This is a genomic window from Xenorhabdus santafensis (assembly GCF_033949405.1).
Lineage (GTDB): Bacteria > Pseudomonadota > Gammaproteobacteria > Enterobacterales > Enterobacteriaceae > Xenorhabdus > Xenorhabdus santafensis.
Map to the genome: position 1 here is coordinate 1 of NZ_VCDN01000032.1, position 21,774 is coordinate 21,774.

General features: G+C 54.1%; 2 protein-coding genes. Both read left to right on the forward strand.

Features of this window, described 5'->3' with window-relative positions; translation table 11 throughout:
• Positions 1-20,089 (forward strand): non-ribosomal peptide synthase/polyketide synthase (locus FE392_RS09320; RefSeq protein ID WP_439153476.1); only part of this gene is annotated, 20,089 nt, incomplete at its 5' end.
• On the forward strand, positions 20,086-21,774 hold a 1,689-nt coding region (locus FE392_RS09325), incomplete at its 3' end, for a condensation domain-containing protein (protein WP_319929956.1). The genes FE392_RS09320 and FE392_RS09325, both read left to right, overlap by 4 nt.

The window sequence follows — 21,774 nt, forward strand, 5'->3', positions numbered from 1 at the left end:
GGTGGGCGAAACAGAAACCGCTCTGGCGCAAATCTGGCAGGCATTATTGGGGCTGGAGCGTGTCGGCCGCCATGACCATTTCTTTGAGCTTGGCGGGCACTCGCTGCTGGCGATCCAACTGGTGGCCCGCATACGCCAAGTGCTGGCAAGGGAGTTACCGTTACAAACGCTCTTTGCACAACCGGTGCTGATGGCGCTGGCCCGCACGCTGGCAGACACGGCGGAGACAATTCAAACCGTTATTCCTGTAGTTGATGATCGCCAGCAATCCCTGCCCCTGTCCTTTGCCCAGCAACGTCTGTGGTTCCTTACCCAGCTTTCTCCGGCCGCCAGTCTGGCCTACCACATTCCGGTCGCTTTGCGGCTGTCCGGTCAACTTAACTATACCGCCCTGAACACGGCGCTTAGCCGTCTGGTTGCCCGCCATGAAAGCCTGCGCACCTATTTTATCTCGATAGAAGGGTTGCCGTATCAACGCATTGCCACTGCCAATATTGGTTTTGCGCTGCCCTGCCATGATCTGCGCCAGTGTGACCCTGCCTTGCACAACCAACGCATTGCTGAGCTCACCGATATTGATGCCCGGATACCTTTTGACTTTACCCATGCCCCGCTTATGCGTGGGCAATTGCTGCAACTGGCAGATGATGAACATGTCTTGTTGCTCACTCTGCATCATATTATTTCTGATGGCTGGTCAATTGGCGTGCTGATACGTGAGTTGGGGACGCTTTACCACGCTACCCTTGAAGGCCTAGATGATCCACTGCCGGCATTGCCCATTCAATATGCGGATTATGCCGCCTGGCAGCATGAATGGTTGCAGGGAGATCTTCTCGCGGTACAACGTGACTTCTGGTATTCACAGCTTGAAGGTGCCCCGGCCTTATTGACACTTCCACTCGACAGGCCCCGTGCATCAGTGCAAACCTATGTCGGCAGTCAAGTGCCGTTCTATCTTGATGCAGACACGCTGGCATCGCTCAGAACACTGGGGCAGCAACATAACTGCACATTATTCATGACCATACTGGCTGCATGGAGCATTGTCCTGGCCCGATTAAGTGGTCAGGATGATATTGTCATCGGCACACCGGTCGCCAATCGACCAAGCCAAGAACTGGAAGGAACCATCGGTTTCTTCGTCAATACGCTGGCCTTGCGTACCACATTCCGTGACGATATCAGTGTGGCAGACCTACTGGCACAAGTCCGCGAGCGGGCGCTTGCCGCCTATGAGCATCAGGATTTGCCTTTCGAGCAGGTAGTGGAAGAGTTGCAACCTGAACGGAGCTTAAGCTACAGCCCCATCTTTCAGGTCATGTTGGCGCTGGACAATACCCCCATTCAGGCACAAACCACATCCGGGCTGCAAATTTCCCGCCTAGAACAAGTCACCCACAGCGCTCACTTCGATCTGATGTTGCTGCTGACAGAAACAGATGCGGGATTGAGCGGTGGATTGGAATATGCCTCCGATCTGTTCGATGCCACAACGGCTGAACGCATGGTCGGCTACCTGAAGCGAATATTGACGGCAATGGCTTCCGGGACAACCTTGTCTACTGAAACAGCTGCAATGACGCTGCCAATGTTGTCGGAAGCAGAAAGGCAGCAGCTTTTGGTGGATTTCAACGCCACTCAGATGGATTTTCCGCAAGAGACCTTGATTCACCAACTGCTTGAATCTCAGGCAGCAAAAAATCCCGAAGCAACGGCGGTTGTTGTTGGCAATCAGACACTGACCTACGGTGAACTGAATCAGCGAGCCAATCGTCTGGCCCATTACTTGATCGCTCTGGGCGTACGGCCCGATGATCGGGTCGCAATTTGCGTTGAACGCAGTCCAGAGATGGTGGTGGGTTTACTCGGCATTCTCAAGGCTGGCGGTGCTTATGTGCCGTTCGATCCGGCTTATCCTGCCGAGCGGCTGGCATACATGCTTGAGGATTCAGCCCCGATGGCTTTGCTGACCCAAGCCACGCTCGCCAACAAGCTGGCGACTTCTGTGCCAACCATCATGCTTGATGCGCAAGAACAATTTTCTCAAGCTGGTTTTTCCCAGCCAGACGGACTTGACTGCAATCCGGCGGTTCAGGGGCTGACATCGCACCATCTGGCCTATGTCATTTATACTTCCGGCTCCACAGGACTCCCAAAAGGGGTCGCTATCGCTCACCGCAACACGGTGAATTTCCTGACTTGGGCACAACGAAATTTCAGTCCGGAGGAATTGGCGGACACACTGTTTGCGACTTCCCTTAACTTTGACTTGGCCGTATTTGAATGTTTCGCATCACTGATATCCGGCGGCACGGTGCATATTGTGCCGGATGTCCTGTCACTGGTTGCCGCTAAATCCACCAGTGCCGGAACAGACCATACCAAACAGCCAATCAGCCTGATCAATACGGTGCCTTCCGCCATCGCGCACCTGATTGACATCGATGCCGTGCCCGAGTGTGTCCGGACGATCAATTTAGCCGGTGAAGCACTTAAATCACATGTCGTTGAGCAGTTGTTCGCCCATTCTGCCATCCAGAATGTGTGTAACCTGTACGGTCCTTCTGAAACAACAACCTATTCAACGTGGGCACGGATGGATCGTGCCACAGGTTTTAGCTCCCATATCGGCCGCCCCATAGCCAACACCCAGATTTATATACTGGATTCGTATGGTCAACCCGTCGCCCTTGGCGTTATTGGCGAGATCTACATTGCCGGCAGCGGCGTTGCCCGGGGTTATCTGAACCGTCCTGAATTGACCGCCGAGCGCTTTATTGCCGATCCGTTCACCAAAGACGCCGGGGCACGCATGTACAAAACCGGTGATTTGGGGCGCTGGCTGCCTGATGGCAATATCGAATACCTTGGCCGCAATGATTTTCAAGTGAAAATACGTGGTTTCCGCATCGAACTGGGGGAAATTGAAGCCCAATTGATGCAGTGTCATGGGGTACGCGAAGCCGTGGTCATTGCCCGTGAAGATATGGCTGGTGAATACATCCCCCATGAAGAGGCATCCGCTAAAAAAGCGCAGAAACGGCTGGTCGCCTATTTGCGCCCAATGGAGGGCGCAGAACTGCAACCCGCAGAACTGCGTCAACAACTCGCCCAGCATCTGGCTGAATACATGCTGCCCAGTGCGTTTGTCATGCTGGATACCTTTCCACTGACGTCCAACGGCAAACTTAACCGACAGGCACTCCCTGCCCCGGATTTACATGCCGTAATAGCGCGCGACTACGAAGCCCCTGCCGGAGAAGCAGAAATCACACTGGCGCACATTTGGCAGGATTTACTGGGTGTGGAACAAATCGGGCGCCATGACCATTTCTTCGAATTGGGCGGTCACTCGCTGATGATTGTCGGTCTGATCGAACAACTGTACAACTTAGGTTGGCAGCTTGATGTCCGTAGTGTGTTCTCCACTCCCATCCTGAACGAAATGGCACAGGCGGTTAAACGGAATGTTGAGGCATTTGCCGGGCCGGCCAATCTTATTGCCGCGGATTGCAGCGCCATCACTCCTGAGATGCTATCCCTGATTAAGCTGTCCCAGACCGAAATTGATGCCATTGTTGATGCCACAGTCGGTGGTGCTCGCAATATACAGGATATTTACCCATTGGCACCGTTGCAGGAAGGCATTTTTTATCACCACCTGCGCAGCTCTCAAGGTGATACCTATGTACTGCAATGCTTGCTTGCGTTTAACTCGCGTGAGTGCCTTGACGAGTTCTTGACCGCCCTCCAGCAAGTCATTGACCGCCACGATATCCTGCGTACTGCCATCTGCTGGAAAGGCTTGGTTCAGCCGGCTCAGGTAGTCTGGCGCCAAGCACCGCTGCGTACCCATGTTTTCGTTCCGGAAACATCAGGTGACATCCGTACCCAATTACGGGCACATACCCACCCGCGCCGGCACCGCCTTGACTTGAGTCAGGCTCCGCTGTTTGCGGCAGATATTGCCCATGATCCGGCACAGGATGAATGGTTACTGTCACTGCGTTTCCATCATTTAGTTTGCGATCATATGACGCTGGAGCTGATTTTTGCTGAAATAGCCGAAATACAGCAAGGAAATCTCGCATCCCTGCCAAAAACACTGCCTTACCGTCACTTTATCGCCCAGATTTTGAGCACACCTGCTGAGGCACATGAGGATTATTTCCGGGCGCAGCTGGCTGATATCGACACGCCCACCGCTCCCTTCGGCATACTTGCATTGCAAGACGACCACGAGCCAACGGCCGAAGCCCAGCTTTTGCTTGATCCCGAACTTGCGGAAAGTATCCGTACCCAAGCCCGCAGGCTGGGAGTCAGCCCCGGCGTGCTGTTCCATATCGCCTGGGCCCAAGTCCTGGCTCAAACCAGCGGCAACGATCATGTGGTCTTTGGTTCCGTATTATTAGGCCGATTGTTGGGTGGAGCAGGTACAGCCCGCACACTGGGCATGTTCATCAATACCTTGCCAGTGCGGATCTCGTTGGGCGGGCAGTCTTCGGATCAATCCAGTGTGCAGGATATCGTGCAAGGCACCTATCGCCAGTTAACTGCCTTGCTGGAACACGAACAGGCACCTCTGGCTTTGGCACAACGTTGCAGCAGCATGGCACCGTCGATACCGTTGTTCAGTACCTTACTCAATTATCGCCACAGCCAGAGCCGGGAATCTGCCGTCATCGAAATGCCCCAGATAGGCATGCGTATTGTTGCGGTTGAGGAACGGGCCAATTATCCGGTTACGCTGTCTGTGGATGATATGGGAAGTGGTTTTTACCTGACTGCCCAGACTGTCACACGCATTGATCCCGCCCGCATGAACACATATCTGGCAACAGCGATCAAAGGTCTGGTTGATGCCTTGGCCCATGAGCCACAACGCTCAATCCAGACTATCTCAATCCTGCCCCCTGCCGAGCGGCAACAAACCTTGGTGGATTTCAACCCTGCTCCGGTAGATTTCCCGCGAAATGCATTGATTCACCAGTTGTTTGAAGATCACGTGAAACATCATCCGGATGCCGTTGCACTCGTGTTTGAAGGGCAATCCCTGAGCTATAGAGAGCTGAATGACCGTGCCAACCGATTGGCCCATCACTTGATTGCACTGGGTATCCGCCCCGATGATCGCGTCGCAATTTGTGCTGAGCGCAGCCCAGAATTAATTATCGGCCTGCTCGCCATTCTTAAGGCGGGTGGAGCCTATGTACCGCTTGATCCGGCTTATCCGGCTGAACGTCTGGCCTATATGTTGGAAGATGCCAATCCGGTTGCCTTACTGATGCACTCAGCCCATGCCAGTAAAATGGATGGCAGCAATAAAATGGACGGCACCATTCCCCTCGTTCTCCTTGATGGCCTGCTCCTCGATGCAGACCAAGGAGGGCTTGCAGCTCAACCCAACCACAACCCCGATCCCCATGCGCTGGGGCTGACATCACACCATCTGGCCTATGTGATTTATACCTCCGGCTCAACCGGAATGCCCAAGGGGGTCATGGTTGAACACCGCAGTGTACTGCGCTTGATTATCAATAACGGGTTTGCTGATATTGGTTCGGATGATTGTGTGGCCCATTGTGCCAATACGGCTTTTGATGCATCAACTTGGGAAATCTGGGCTGCCCTGCTCAATGGCGGGCGTTTGCATGTCATTCCTCAGTCTGTTTTGCTTGATCCGGCCCGTTTCTGCGAGTCATTGATCAAGGAAGGCACCACCGCGCTTTGGTTAACGATTGGCTTGTTCAACGAATATCTCGATTATCTCGAACCCCTGTATCACCAACTGCGCTACCTAATTATTGGTGGTGATGTCCTCGATCCACGAAAAATCCGCCACATGCAATCGTTGGCTTCCCAGCCAGAAAACCTGCTCAATGCCTATGGCCCGACGGAAACCACAACTTTTGCCATCATGTACTCCATCAATGCCCCGGTTGATGTAAACCGCTCCATCCCCATTGGCAAGCCTATTGCCAATACTCGCATCTATATCCTCGACCCGCACGGTCAGCCGGTTCCCGTTGGCGCGACCGGCGAAATTCATATTGCCGATGCAGGTGTTTCCCGCGGCTACCTAAACCGCCCTGAACTGACTGCCGAGCGCTTTATTGCCGATCCGTTCTCTTCTGCCCCCAATGCACGCATGTACAAAACCGGTGATTTGGGGCGCTGGCTGCCTGACGGCAATATTGAATATCTCGGCCGCAATGATTTTCAGATTAAATTGCGGGGATTCCGCATTGAGCTGGGTGAGATAGAAGCACAGCTAATGCAATGTGATGGCGTACATGATGCGGTCGTGATCGCCCGCGAAGAAGCGGCACATGAAAATCAATTACATGAAGGACAGTTAAATGAAAACGGCACTGATCAAAAACGCCTGATTGCCTATATCCAGCCACTGGGAACCCTTGAATCAACAGGCATTAAGCTGGAACCCGCCGAATTGCGCCGGCAGCTCGCCCAACACCTTGCCGATTATATGCTGCCAAGTGCTTTCGTCATGCTTGACACTTTCCCGTTGACCCCCAACGGCAAACTTGACCGCCAAGCCCTGCCGGCCCCCGATTTATCGGCAGTGGCAGCAGACCGCTATCAGGCTCCGGAAAGCCCAATGGAGTGTGCACTGGCCCAGATTTGGCAGAACCTGCTGGGACTGGAACAGGTTGGTCGCCATGATCACTTCTTTGAACTGGGCGGTCATTCATTGCTTGCTGTCCAGCTTGTCGCCCATATTCGTCAGGAGCTGGCGCTGGAGTTGTCACTACAGCAGTTATTTGATCATCCTCTTTTACTGGATTTGGCCCAAACACTCACTGACGCGGCAATCTCTTCTCACGTCATGATTCCCGTGGCTGACAGGACTCACCCCTTGCCTTTGTCCTTCGCTCAACAACGGTTGTGGTTCCTTGGGCAAATCGATCCCTCAGCCAGTCTGGCCTATCACATTCCGGTGGCACTGCGCCTGACCGGACCGCTCAATCAGTCAGCTTTAAGCAAGGCACTCGATCAACTGGTTGCCCGGCATGAGATTTTGCGTACCCGTTTTGTGTTGATTGCCGGGCAACCTTGCCAGCACATTGAGCAGGCTGATATTGGCCTGCGTCTGGCCTACCACGATTTGCGCCTGCTGACGCCGGATGGACAAACTGATCGAGTGGCAGAATTGACTGCTCTGGAAGCAAAAACACCTTTTGACTTTTCCGGAGAGCCTTTAATCCGTGGTCAATTACTGCAACTGACGAATGACGAGCACATCTTGCTGCTCACCCAGCATCACATTATTTCCGATGGTTGGTCTGTCGGGATATTGATGCACGAATTGGAGCGCTTTTACCGCGCCACCCTTGATGGTTCGGACACTCCATTGCCGGCATTGCCCGTCCAATATGCGGATTATGCTGTCTGGCAGCGGGGCTGGCTGCAAGAAGCCGCGCTCACGGCACAGCGTGATTTCTGGTGCACTCAGCTTGAAGGTGCCCCTGCCTTGTTGACACTTCCGCTCGACAGGCCGCGCCCGGCAACCCAATCATTCGTCGGGGGGCATGTCCCTGTTCATTTTGATGCCGGGTTATTAGCATCACTCAAAAAACTTGGGCAACGTCACAATAGCACCCTGTTTATGACCGTGCTTGCTGCTTGGGGCTGCGTGCTTGCCCGATTGAGTGGTCAGGATGATATCGTTATCGGTACACCGGTCGCCAATCGGCCTCACCATGAGCTTGAGGGAATGATTGGATTTTTCGTTAATACGCTGGCCTTGCGCATGACGTTGAATGGCACCCTCAGTGTCGCGGATTTATTGTCCCAGATCCGGGAACGGGCCCTTGCCGCCTATGCCCATCAGGACTTGCCTTTTGAACAAGTGGTGGAAGTCCTGCACCCGGAACGCAATCTGGGCTACAGCCCGGTTTTTCAGGTCATGCTGGCCCTGAACAATACATTGAACAGCAACTTAAACAATCAATTAAAGCACTCATCTGCCAGTGAGGCTATCTCGCCTGAGTTACAGTTTGCTCCCATTGAACAGGTGCACCCGAGTGCTCACTTCGATCTGATACTGTCATTGACCGAAACCGAATCCGGCCTGACAGGTGGACTTACCTATGCCGCAGATCTGTTTGATGCCGCAACGGCTGAGCGCATGGTCGGTTATTTAGCCAATGTGCTGGCTGCCATGACAACAGATGAAACACAACCTGTGGCTACCCTGCCAATGTTACCGGCATCGGAGCGGCAGCAACTGCTGGTGGATTTCAATGCCACGTCAGCAGACTACCCGCAGGATATACTGGCTCACCAACTGTTTGAAGCACAGGCATTACAGCATCCTGATGCCGTCGCAGCTTGCTATGAAGAGGCGGTTCTGAGCTACCGTGAGCTGAATGACCGTGCCAATCAGTTGGCCCATCATTTGATTTCTCTGGGAGTACGCCCGGACAGCCGGGTTGCTGTTTGTACAGAGCGCGGCCTGGAAATGGTGATTGGCTTGCTTGGCGTTCTCAAGGCAGGTGGTGCCTATGTTCCGCTCGATCCTGCCTATCCGGCTGAACGTCTGGCCTACATGCTGGAAGATTCTGCCCCGGTTGTTTTACTGACCCAAACCGCATGGCGCGAAAAACTTTCCGATGACGTCCCTACAGTTTTGCTTGATAACGTCTTGGCTGCCTCTGAAACACTGTTATCCCAGCAACCAACCGCCAATCCGGAGGTACGGGAATTGGGGCTGACATCCCGCCATCTGGCCTATGTCATTTATACATCGGGTTCAACGGGGCAACCCAAAGGCGTCATGGTCGAGCATCGCAATCTATGCAACCTGATCGCCACGCAAAAAGAGACTTTGGGACTCACACCGGACAGCCGCGTTTTACAGTTCGCCTCGAATAGTTTTGATGCCTGTATCTGGGAGTGTTGCATAGCTCTCCTGACTGGCGCACGCCTCTACCTTGCACAGCGGGCCGATATCCTGCCCGGTACAGCGCTGTCCGATTATCTTGAAAGCCGCGCCATTACCCATACCCTGCTGTCTCCCACGGCGCTGACGGCGGTGGATTCACTGCCCGTTACCCTGCAAACGCTGCTTGTAGGCGGAGAAGCCTGCCCGTCAAATTTGGTCAAACGCTGGGCAAAAGGCCGCCAGATGTTCAATGCCTATGGGCCGACTGAGATTACAGTCTACGCCACCCTTTATGCCTGTCATGATGGCACGGACAATGGCGCACCACGCAATGAAAACCAAACAGGGGACAACCCACCGCCCATTGGGCAACCCATTGCCAATGCCCGGATCTATATCCTTGATGCCAATGCCCAGCCTGTGCCACTTGGCGTCATGGGCGAGATCTACATCGCCGGTGCCGGCGTTGCCCGTGGTTACCTCAATCGCCCTGAACTCACCGCTGAACGCTTCCTCGCTGATCCGTTCTCCACTGAGCCGGATGCACGCATGTACAAAAGCGGCGACCTTGGCCGCTGGTTGCCTGATGGCAATGTGGAATACCTCGGCCGCAATGATTTCCAGATCAAGCTGCGGGGGTTCCGCATTGAACTGGGTGAAATCGAAACCCGGCTCAGGCAGTGCCGTGGCGTGCGGGAAGCGGTGGTGATTGCCCGTGACGATGAACAGGGACAAAAGCGTCTGGTAGCTTATCTTAAGCCTCAGGATGGTGTAGAACTGATACCGGCAGACCTGCGCTGGCAACTGACCCAGCATCTTGCTGAACACATGTTGCCCAGTGCTTTTGTCTCCATTGATACTTTCCCGCTGACCTCAAACGGGAAACTTGATACTCAGGCGCTTCCTGCCCCTGAGCCGTCCGCATTTGCATCAAGTCGGTATGAATCACCCTGCGGTGAGGCAGAAACGGCTCTGGCGCAGATTTGGCAAAAACTCTTGGGCTTGAATCAAGTGAGTCGTCATGATCATTTCTTTGAGCTGGGTGGGCATTCTTTGATGATTGTCAGCCTGATCGAAGAACTGCGCACCATCGGCTGGCAGCTTGCCGTATACAACGTGTTCGCTTCTCCACACCTGATTGATATGGCACAGGCCATCCAACGTGATACTGTCACTTTTGTGGTTCCCCCCAATCGCATTCCTGAAAATTGCACCGCTATCACCCCCGATCTGCTGCCTCTGACATCACTGTCACAATCCGAAATTGATGCCATTGTCGCCACAGTTCACGGAGGGAGTGCCAATGTACAAGATATCTATCCACTGGCGCCGTTGCAGGAAGGCATTTTATTCCACCACTTGTTGCAGGCACAGGGTGATGCCTACTTACTGCAAGTGTTACTCGCTTTCAGCACCCGCATTCACCTTGACGCGTTCCTGAGTGCCTTGCAGCAGGTCATCGACCGCCATGATATTTTGCGCACTGCGGTTTACTGGCAAGATCTGGCACAACCGGTTCAGGTTGTCTGGCGTCAGGCACCCTTGCGCATCAATACCTTTACGCCGGCCACGGAGGAAGATGTTCCCGCCCAACTGCGGCTGCATACTGATCCGCGCTGGCACCGCCTTGACTTAACGCATGCGCCACTATTCGCGGCTGATATTGCTTACTCCGCGACACAAGATGAATGGCTGCTGGCACTGCGTTTCCATCATCTGGTCAGTGACCACATGACATTGGATCTTATCTTCGCTGAGATAGCCCAGATATTGGCCGGGAAAACGCAAGCTCTGCCCGTTACGCTGCCCTACCGCAACTTTATTGCCCAGACGCTGGCTGTACCGGATGACGTGCACGAGACTTATTTCCGCGCACAACTTGCCGGCATTGATGCCCCGACAGCTCCGTTCGGCGTGATTTCCGTCCCCAAAGAAACACCTGAAGAGATGCCAGACGGGGACGCTATTGCCAATATTGCCAAATCCAGCCTGACACTTTCGCCGGAACTGGCGGAATCTATCCGCATTCAGGCCCGCCGCCTGAAAGTCAGCCCAAGCGTTCTGTTCCATGCTGCTTGGGCACAAGTGGTGGCCCAAACCAGCCGTCGCAATGATGTCGTTTTCGGCTCCGTCTTGCTGGGACGTTTACAGGGAGTTGCCGGGGCTGACCAGATTATGGGAATGTTTATCAATACCCTGCCGATACGTCTCTCCCTGAGCGGGCGCAGCGTGCAGGATATTGTACAGGATACTTACCGCAATCTGACCGCATTGCTGGAGCATGAACAGGCTCCATTGTCACTGGCACAACGGTGCAGTGACGTGGCTCAGCCCACGCCGTTATTCAGTGCCTTGTTGAACTACCGCCACAGCCAAAGCAGCAAGGAGCTGACCCAAAACGCAACGGAAAATGCAACAACGAATGCAACAACGAACAGTGCATGGGCAAACATGCGCATACTGGAAGCCAAAGAGCAAACCAATTACCCCATCACCCTGTCAGTGGATGATTTAGGCGATGGCTTCCAGTTAACGGCGCTGACCGTGGCTGAGATTGAGCCAGCGCAAGTGACCACTTATCTGGTCACAGCCATTACAGGCTTGATTAATGCCTTGGTGCACAATCCACAGCAATTGATTCTGGATGTGCCAGTCCTGCCGGAAGTAGAGCGGCAACAACTCTTGGAAGGCTTTAACGCCACCCAAGTGGATTTCCCGCAACATGCGCTGATCCACCAGTTGATTGAGACTCAGGCCACCCAAAATCCTGCTGCCATTGCGCTGACTTACGCAGGGCAGCACATGAGTTATGGTGAGCTGAACCAGAAAGCCAACCGCTTGGCCCATCACCTGACCGCGCTGGGTGTCCGGCCGGATGATCGGGTGGCAATTTGTATCGAGCGCAGTCTGGAATTGATTGTCGGTTTGCTCGGCATCCTCAAGGCTGGCGGTGCCTATGTGCCGCTCGATCCTACTTATCCCGCTGAACGGCTGGCTTATATGCTCGAAGACGCAACACCGGTCGCCTTGCTGACACAAACTGCGCAAGCCGACCGGATAAGCCACATCGTGCCTGCCTCAATGCACGAGATACCGATCATGGCGCTTGATGCCCATGCGTCATTCCTGACTGAAACAGAGCGGGACAGTCAAGCGTCAGACTTGGCCTCACCGCTGACATCCCGGAATCTGGCTTATGTCACCTACACTTCAGGCTCTACCGGATTGCCCAAAGGGGTCATGATTGAGCATCGCAACGTTGTGCGCCTGATTATCAACAACGGTTTTGCCGACATTGGGCCGGATGACTGCATTGCCCACTGCGCCAATATTTCCTTTGATGCCGCCACTTGGGAAATCTGGGCAGCATTGGCACACGGGGCGCGGGTGCTGTTGGTTCCGGAAAAAACTTTGCTGGAACCGACTCAGTTCGGTCAATGTCTATCCTTAGAAGGTGTTACTGCCCTGTTCCTGACCACCGCATTGTTCAATCAATATGCGGACTTGATTGCGCCGGCCCTGTCTGGCTTGCGCTATGTCCTTTTTGGTGGTGAACGTACAGATACCCGTTCAGCGATTCGCCTTCGGGCTGAAAATCCACCCAAACATTTATTGCATGTGTATGGCCCAACGGAAACCACCACATTCGCCACCGCTTATGAAATTCCCTTTATGGGAGAGGGATACACAGGGAGTGAGCGGAAAATCCCCATTGGCCACCCCATTTCCAATACCCGAATCTATATCTTGGATGAACAAAGCCAGCCCGTTCCCCTTGGTGTGGAGGGTGAAATCCATATCGGCGGGGCCGGTGTTGCCCGTGGTTACCTGAACCGCCCTGAGCTGACAGCCGAGCGCTTCCTGATTGATCCCTTCTCCGCAGACACCGAAGCGCGCATGTATAAAACAGGCGATCTTGCCCGCTGGCTGCCGGATGGCAATATTGACTACATTGGCCGTAACGATTTTCAGGTTAAATTGCGCGGTTTCCGCATCGAATTGGGTGAAATCGAAGCAAGATTAAGACAATGTGACGGTGTAACTGAAGCGGTAGTACTGACCCGTGAAGATGAACAGGGGCAAAAACGCCTGATTGCCTATCTGCGCCCGCAATCCGGCGTGGAATTGGTGCCGGCTGAATTACGTCAGCAACTTTCACAGCACCTTGCTGACTATATGCTGCCCAGTGCCTTTGTGATGCTGGAAGCCTTCCCGTTGACTCCCAATGGCAAAATCGACCGCCGGGCACTCCCTGCCCCTGATTCATCCTCAATGATAACCCGTGCCTATACTGCTCCGGTTGGTGAAACAGAAATCGCTCTGGCCGGAATTTGGCAAGATTTGTTGGGTGTGGAACGTGTCGGCCGTTACGATCATTTCTTTGAACTGGGCGGACATTCTCTGCTTGCCGTGCAACTCGCTTCGCGGGTACGTCAGGTATTGGCACGGGAGCTTCCGTTACAGCAACTCTTTGACCAGCCACTGCTGATTAATCTGGCCCAAGTGCTTAGCGGTGCTACGGTGACGACCCAAGCCACCATTCCGCTGGCTGATCGCAATCAACCCTTGCCGCTCTCTTTTGCCCAACAACGGTTGTGGTTCCTTGGGCAGCTATCCCCGGCTGCCAGTCTGGCCTACCATATTCCCATAGCGCTGCGTTTCACGGGCTTGCTCAATCACTCTGCCTTAAAACGCGCTCTTGACCAATTGGTTGCCCGACAGGAAAGTTTGCGTACCCGATTTGGGCTGATTGCGGGCCAGCCTTGCCAGCTCATTGATCCGGCAGATACAGGTTTTGCGCTCTCCTGCCAAGATCTGCGCTGCCAAACGCCAGAAACACATATTGACCGAATTGCTGAACTTACCGCACTTGAAGCGCAAACACCGTTTGACTTTGCCCACGGCCCACTGATCCGCGGTCACTTGCTGCAACTGGCGGACGAAGAACATGTGTTGCTGCTGACCCAGCACCACATTATTTCTGACGGTTGGTCGATGGGCGTTTTGATGCATGAATTAAGTGTTCTTTACCGTGCCGCCTTGAGCCGTCAAGATGCATCCTTACCAGCATTGCCTGTTCAGTACGCCGATTATGCCGTCTGGCAGCGCAACCGCCTGCAAGAAACCCTCCTTGCTGCACAAAGTGATTTCTGGCGCACCCAACTTGCCGGAGCTCCGGCATTACTGGCACTGCCAACTGACAGACCCCGCCCGACAACCCAAAGTTTTATCGGAGGCCGGGTTCCGATTCACTTCGACGCAGATTTATTGACGTCGCTCAAGGCACTCGGACAACGCCATAACGCCACATTATTTATGACCCTCCTGAGCGCATGGAGTATCGTGCTGGCCCGCCTCAGCGGTCAGGACGACATCGTTATCGGCACCCCCGTTGCCAATCGCCCGCATCATGAACTGGAAGGCATGATCGGTTTCTTCGTCAATACGCTGGCCTTGCGCGTCACTTTGCATGATAGGTTCAATGTAGCGGATCTGCTTGCCCACGTCCGGGAGCAGGCTTTTGCCGCCTATGCCCATCAAGAATTGCCTTTTGAACAAGTAGTGGAAGCCCTGCAACCTGAACGCAGCCTCAGTTACAGCCCGATTTTTCAGGTCATGCTGGCGCTGAACAATACGCCACCTCAAGTGCCTTCGTTGCCGGATGTCCAACTGACCGCGCTTGAGCCTGAGCACCACAGTGCCCATTTTGATCTAACCTTGTCATTGACGGAAACCGAGTCAGGCTTAGTTGGTGAACTGGCCTATGCAGTTGATTTGTTCGATGCTGCCACCATTCAGCGCATGATCGGTTATTTAACCAATGTCCTGAAAGCCATGACGGTTGATGAAAAGCAAAATATCGCCATTTTGCCGATGATGTCTGCCTCTGATGTCCAACAATTGCTGGTTGACTTTAACTCCAATTGGGTGGATTTCCCGCAACATGCCCTGATCCACCAACGGGTTGAAGCGCAGGCGGCCCATCACCCTGATGCCATTGCCATCGTTTGCGAAGGTGAAACCCTCAGTTATGGAGAACTGAACCGCCATGCCAACCGCTTGGCCCATTATCTGATTGCACAGGGTGTCCGCCCGGATGATCGGGTTGCCATTTGCGTCGAACGCAGTCTGGAGATGGTGGTAGGGTTACTTGCCATCCTCAAGTCAGGTGGGGCTTATGTCCCGATTGACCCGTCCTACCCGGCGGATCGGATGGCCTATATGCTGGAAGACTCAACGCCGGTGGCGATCCTGACCCAAAGTTCGTTAGCCGACAAACTCGCCAGCGGCTTACCCACGACTTTGCTCGACAATTTGCTTAAACATTCGCTCGATCGGCAACATTGTGCCCCGACACCGTTTATGGCGGATCTGCCGACCAACAATCCGGATATTCAGGCTTTAGGGCTGACAGCCAACCATCTGGCTTATGTGATTTATACTTCAGGCTCCACTGGCAAGCCCAAGGGGGTGATGGTCGAACATGCCCATGTCGTTCGCTTGCTGGCTGCGACGCAAGATCATTTCCAGTTTGATGATCAGGATGTCTGGACACTGTTCCACTCTTTCGCTTTCGATTTCTCCGTCTGGGAATTGTGGGGCGCTTTATCTTACGGCGGTCGATTGGTCGTCGTTTCAGCAGACTGCGCCCGTTCACCGCAGATGTTCTATTCGCTGCTGTGCCATGAGCAGGTTACCATCCTGAATCAGACTCCCAGCGCATTCCGCCAGTTAATTACAGCCCAAGATGCCACCCCGCACGCCCTGCGCTGCATTATTTTTGGTGGTGAAGCACTGGAATTACACACCCTTGCCCCGTGGGTCGCACGCAATCCAACCCAGCAAACCCGTTTGGTCAATATGTACGGCATCACCGAAATAACCGTGCATGCCACTTACCGTGAACTGACGGAGTCTGATATCCATTCAGGGCGCGGCAGCTTGATTGGTCAGCCACTGCCCGACCTGCGGATCTATATCCTTGATGCCTACGGCCAGCCCGTACCGCTCGGTGTGACCGGGGAGATCCACATTGTCGGTGCGGGCGTTGCCCGGGGTTACCTAAACCGCCCTGAACTGACCGCTGAACGCTTCCTTATCGATCCGTTTTTCCTGCATGCAGATACCCGCATGTATAAAACCGGTGATCTGGGACGCTGGCTGCCTGACGGCAATATTGAATACCTTGGCCGCAATGATTTTCAGGTCAAAATACGGGGTTTCCGCATTGAACTTGGCGAAATTGAGGCAAGACTGGAGCAGTGCCCCGGGGTTCGCGAAGCCGTGGTTCTGGCCCGGGAAGACGAACAGGGGCAAAAACGCCTGATTGCCTATCTGAAACCGCTGGATGGTGCGGCTTTGGCCCCGGCGGAATTGCGCCAGCAACTGTCACAGCATCTGGCTGAGTACATGTTGCCCAGTGCTTTTGTCACACTCGATACTTTCCCGCTGACCTCAAACGGGAAACTCGACCGTCAGGCGCTTCCCGCCCCGGGTTTATCCTCCCTTGTGGTGCGCAACTATGAAGCCCCGATCGGTGAAATGGAAATGGTGCTTGCCCAGATTTGGCAAAAATTGCTGAAACTGGAGAGTGTCGGGCGTCATGATCACTTCTTTGAACTCGGAGGTCATTCGCTGATGATAGTCAGCTTGATCGAAGAGTTACGCAATCAGGGGTGGCAACTTGATGTCCGCAGTGTGTTCATCACCCCGGTTCTCCTCGATATGGCTCAGGCCATCCAACACCATGACACCGCCTTTGTGGTGCCGGTTAACCGCATTCCTGAAAACTGTACGGCGATCACCCCCGACCTGCTGCCTTTAGTCTCACTGTCTCAAAATGAGATTGATGCCATTGTCGCAACCGTTCCCGGCGGGAGTACCAATATACAGGATATTTATCCGCTGGCTCCCTTGCAGGAAGGTATCCTGTTCCATCACCTGATGCAGACCAAAGGTGATAACTATCTACTGCAAAGTTTACTGGCCTTTGACAGCCGTGAGCGCCTTGATGCCTTCCTGACAGCCCTGCAACAGGTTATTGATCGCCATGATATTTTGCGCACGGCGGCTTACTGGCAGGAACTGGCCCAACCCGTTCAGGTAGTTTGGCGACGGGCACCGCTGGAGGTCAATCTCTTCACGCCAGATCCGGCCAGCGACTTTGCTGCACATTCAGTGATTGAACAACTGAAGGCGCATACCGACCCACGCCAGCATCGCATCAATCTGAATAAGGCTCCTCTATTCACTGCGGATATCGCCCATGATCCGGCACAGGGCGAATGGATATTGGCACTGAGGTTCCACCATCTGGTCAGCGACCATATGACACTGGAGCTGATTTTTGCGGAAATCGCCCAGATACAGCAGGGACATGCGGAAATGTTGCCGCCGGCGCTGCCCTACCGCAATTTTGTCGCCCAAACCCTGAACATGCCAACTGCTGAACATGAGGCGTATTTCCGTGAGCAACTTGCCGATATTGACGAGCCAACGGCACCGTTCGGCATTCTTAAAGTAAAAACTGAGTCTGAATCAGTCAAAGAAGCCCGCCTCCCCCTCGCCCCAGAACTGGCGGCAGCCATCCGTTCCCAGGCCCGCCGTCTGGGAATGAGCCCGGGAGTCTTGTTCCATGTTGCCTGGGCACAAGTACTGGCACAAACCAGCGGGCGCGACGATGTTGTCTTTGGTTCCGTGCTGCTGGGACGGCTTCAGGGAGGAGCCGGTGCCGCTCAGGTTCTGGGCATGTTCATCAACACCCTGCCAATGCGGCTCTCTTTGCATCAACGCACGGTTCAGGAAACAGTGCAGGACGCCTACCGCGGGTTGATGCTGCTGCTGGAACACGAACAAGCCCCGCTGGTGCTGGCACAAAGTTGCAGCGGCATGGCGCAATCCGTTCCCTTGTTCAGCACTTTGTTGAACTATCGCCACAGCCAGACGGATGAAGCGGAAAACCTGAATGCAAACTGGGCAGGCATCCGCGTTTTAACTGCGGAGGAAAGAACCAACTATCCGATTACCCTGTCGGTGGATGATGTGGGGAACCATTTCCATTTAACCGCCCAAACAGTAGCCGGTATCGACCCCGCCCGCATCACGGCCTATTTGGCTGCCGCCCTCCGCGGTTTAATAGATGCACTGGCGCATGATCCACAACAATTGATTCGACATATTCCGGTTCTGCCAATCGCCGAGCGGCAGCAATTACTGGTGGATTTCAACGCAACACAGACGGATTTCCCGCAAAACAGCTTGATCCACCAACAATTTGAGGCGCAGGCAGCACTCCGGCCTGATGCCATTGCTGTCACCTTCGGGGAGCAGTCCCTCAGCTATGGCGAACTGAACCGCCGCGCCAACCGGTTGGCCCATCATCTGATTGCACGGGGAATTCGTTTGGATGATCGGGTGGCAATATGTACTGAGCGTAACCTGCAACTGGTTGTGGGGCTGCTGGCCATTCTCAAGGCGGGCGGAGCCTATGTGCCGCTTGACCCGACTTACCCGGTTGAACGACTGACTTACATGCTGGATGATTCGGCTCCCGTGGCTTTGTTGGTGCAAGAGGCTCAGGCTGACAAATTCGTGGAGATAATGCCTGCTGCCGGAACTGTTCCCATCATTATGCTCGACATGCTCGACAACGAAGAAGCGGCTTTCGCGGAGCAACCGACCGACAACCCAGATGCCCAAGCATTGGGGCTGAATTCTCGCCATCTGGCTTATATTATCTATACCTCCGGCTCCACCGGATTGCCCAAAGGGGTGATGGTTGAACATCGAAATGTTCTCCGCCTGATTATCAATAATGGTTTTGTGGACATCGGGCCGGATGATTGCATTGCCCATTGCGCCAACATTGCCTTTGATGCATCGACATGGGAAATCTGGTCTGCCCTGCTCAATGGCGGGCGCCTGCATCTGGTTCCACAATCGGTGTTGCTTGATCCGGCACGTTTCTGTGACTCACTGATTGGCGGAAAAGTGACAGCGCTTTGGCTCACCAGCGGCTTGTTCAATGAGTACCACCACCACCTTGAGCCGATGCTCTGTCAGTTGCGTTACCTGCTTATCGGCGGCGACGTGCTTGATCCGAACAAAATACGGGAAATGAAGCTAGCCAAAGCGCAGCCTGCCATGTTGCTCAATGGATATGGCCCGACAGAAACGACGACGTTCGCCGCCACTTATGCCATTGCCGCCCTTGTCGATGTCGCCCGCCCCATTCCCATCGGCAGGCCGATTGCCAATACCCAGATCTATATTCTTGATGGATATGGGGAACCGGTTCCTTTGGGGGCAACCGGCGAAATTCATATCGGCGGCATGGGTGTGGCCCGGGGTTATCTGAACCGCCCTGAACTGGGCGCAGAACGCTTCATCAGTGACCCATTCTCAGCGGAGCCGGATGCCCGCCTGTATAAAACCGGTGATCTCGGCCGCTGGCTGCCTGACGGCAATATTGAATATCTGGGCCGCAATGATTTTCAGGTTAAGCTGCGCGGTTTCCGCATCGAGCTCGGGGAAATCGAATTCAGGCTCAGGCAGTGTCATGGTGTGCGTGATGCGGTCGTTATCATGCGTGAAGATGAGCCAAACCAGAAGCGTCTGGTCGCTTATCTGCAATCGCTCGATGGTGCCGAGTTGCTCCCCGCAGACCTGCGCCAGCAGCTTGCTCAACACCTTGCCGATTATATGCTGCCCAGCGCATTTATGACGCTTGATACTTTCCCGCTGACCCCCAACGGCAAGCTCGACCGTCAGGCGCTTCCTGCCCCTGATCTCTCGGCAACAGCCAGCCGTGGCAATGAACCGCCACAAGGCAGGATTGAAATGGCACTGGCCCAAATTTGGCAAGATTTACTGGGGCTGGAACAGGTCAATCGTCACGACCATTTCTTTGAAATCGGTGGGCATTCATTAATGGTCGTCCGTCTGATCACACGTATACAACACAGATTCTTGGTCAATCTTTCCCTTGCTGACCTGTTCATTGCGCCCACGTTGGCAGGACAGGCCGATCTCATTTTTTCAGCACAAATGAGTGTCGTCGGGGAAAACGAGATTGAGTCCATGCAAAGTTCACTCGATTCAATGTCAGCAGAAGAACTAATGGCAATTTTGGGCGGAGAAGACGTCCGTGAAAACAGTAATGGTGGAGACAGTAAAGAATGACAAGGAATAACATGAATCTCGACGACCTGAAACGCGCGGTTCTGGAAAAAAGGCTGGAAGAACAATTAAAAGCCCGCGGGCTTCAGCAACAACAGCCGTCAATTAAAAAAGCACAGGGGCAGCAACCCATACCGTTATCTTTTGCACAGCAACGGCTATGGTTCCTCAGCCAGCTCGACCCGGCAGCCAGTCAGGCTTATCACCTGCCGGTCACGCTGCGCCTTGCCGGGCAGCTCAACCATTCTGCGCTGAAAACGGCGCTCGACCGCCTGATTGCCCGTCATGAAAGCCTGCGCACACGCTTTGTCTCCCTTGATGGGCAACCTTGCCAGCAGATCGACCCCGCAGATCATGGCTTTACGTTGTCTTGCCATGATCTGCGCCAGATTGACCCAGCCCTGCATGTTCAACGTGTCAGCGAACTGGCAGAACTTGAAGCTCAGGCTCCCTTCGATTTTGCCCGAGGGCCGCTCATTCGCGGCCAGTTACTGCAACTGACAGATGAGGAGCATGTATTACTGCTGACACTGCATCACATTATCACCGATGGTTGGTCTGTGGGGGTGTTGGTGCGTGAGCTGGGTATCTTTTATCGTGCCGCCCTTGAAGGGCTTGATGATCCCTTGCCTTCCCTGCCCATTCAATATGCAGATTATGCCTTCTGGCAACATGAACAATGGCAAAAAGGGCAAGAGAAATCAGAGCAGAAAGACGGGGAGCCGCAGCAAGCGATCTCCTTTGCGAAACAGCGTGACTTTTGGGTAACTCAACTGGCAGAGGCTCCGGCCTTACTTGCGCTCCCAACGGATCGACCCCGCCCGGCGGTGCAAACTTATAGGGGTGGGCAGCAATCCTTTCACCTTGATGCCCCTCTACTGGCATCACTCAAGGCGCTGGGACAACGCCATAACTGCACCTTATTTATGACAGTACTGGCAGCCTGGAGCAGTGTGCTCAACCGGCTCACGGGGCAGGATGATATCGTCATCGGCACTCCGGTTGCCAACCGTCCGCATCAGGAGCTTGAAGGGCTGATTGGTTTCTTTGTCAATACACTGGCCTTGCGTGTTAAATTCCACCGCGGGCTAAAGGTGGCGGATCTCCTTGCGCAAATCAGGCAGCAGGCACTGGCGGCCTATGCCCATCAGGACTTGCCTTTTGAGCAAGTGGTGGAAGCCCTGCAACCTGAACGCAGCCTGAGCTACAGTCCCATTTTTCAGGTCATGATGGCGTTGAATAACACCCCGGCCCAAGCGCTGATTTTACCCGGCCTGCAACTGACGCCCATTGAACAAGAGCGCCGTGGCGCCCATTTCGATCTGACGCTTTCCCTGAGTGAAACTGAAACGGGCTTGGTTGGTGATTTGGAATATGCTGCTGATTTATTCGATGACACAACGGTTGGGCGTTTCGTGGGTTATTTGGTCAATATACTGACCGCAATGGCCGCAGATGACACCCAGACTATTGCTTCCCTGCCCATGTTGCCGTCATCAGAATTACAGCAGCTCCTGATTGACTTTAACGACCTCGTCGATTGTCACGAGCCGCAAGATGCATTGATTCACTCGTTGTTTGAACAACAAGCGGCACGCCGCCCTGACGCCATTGCGCTTGAATTTGGGCTTGATGCGGAAAATAAAACAGAGATGCAGGCCATAAGTTATGGCGAACTCAATCAGCGC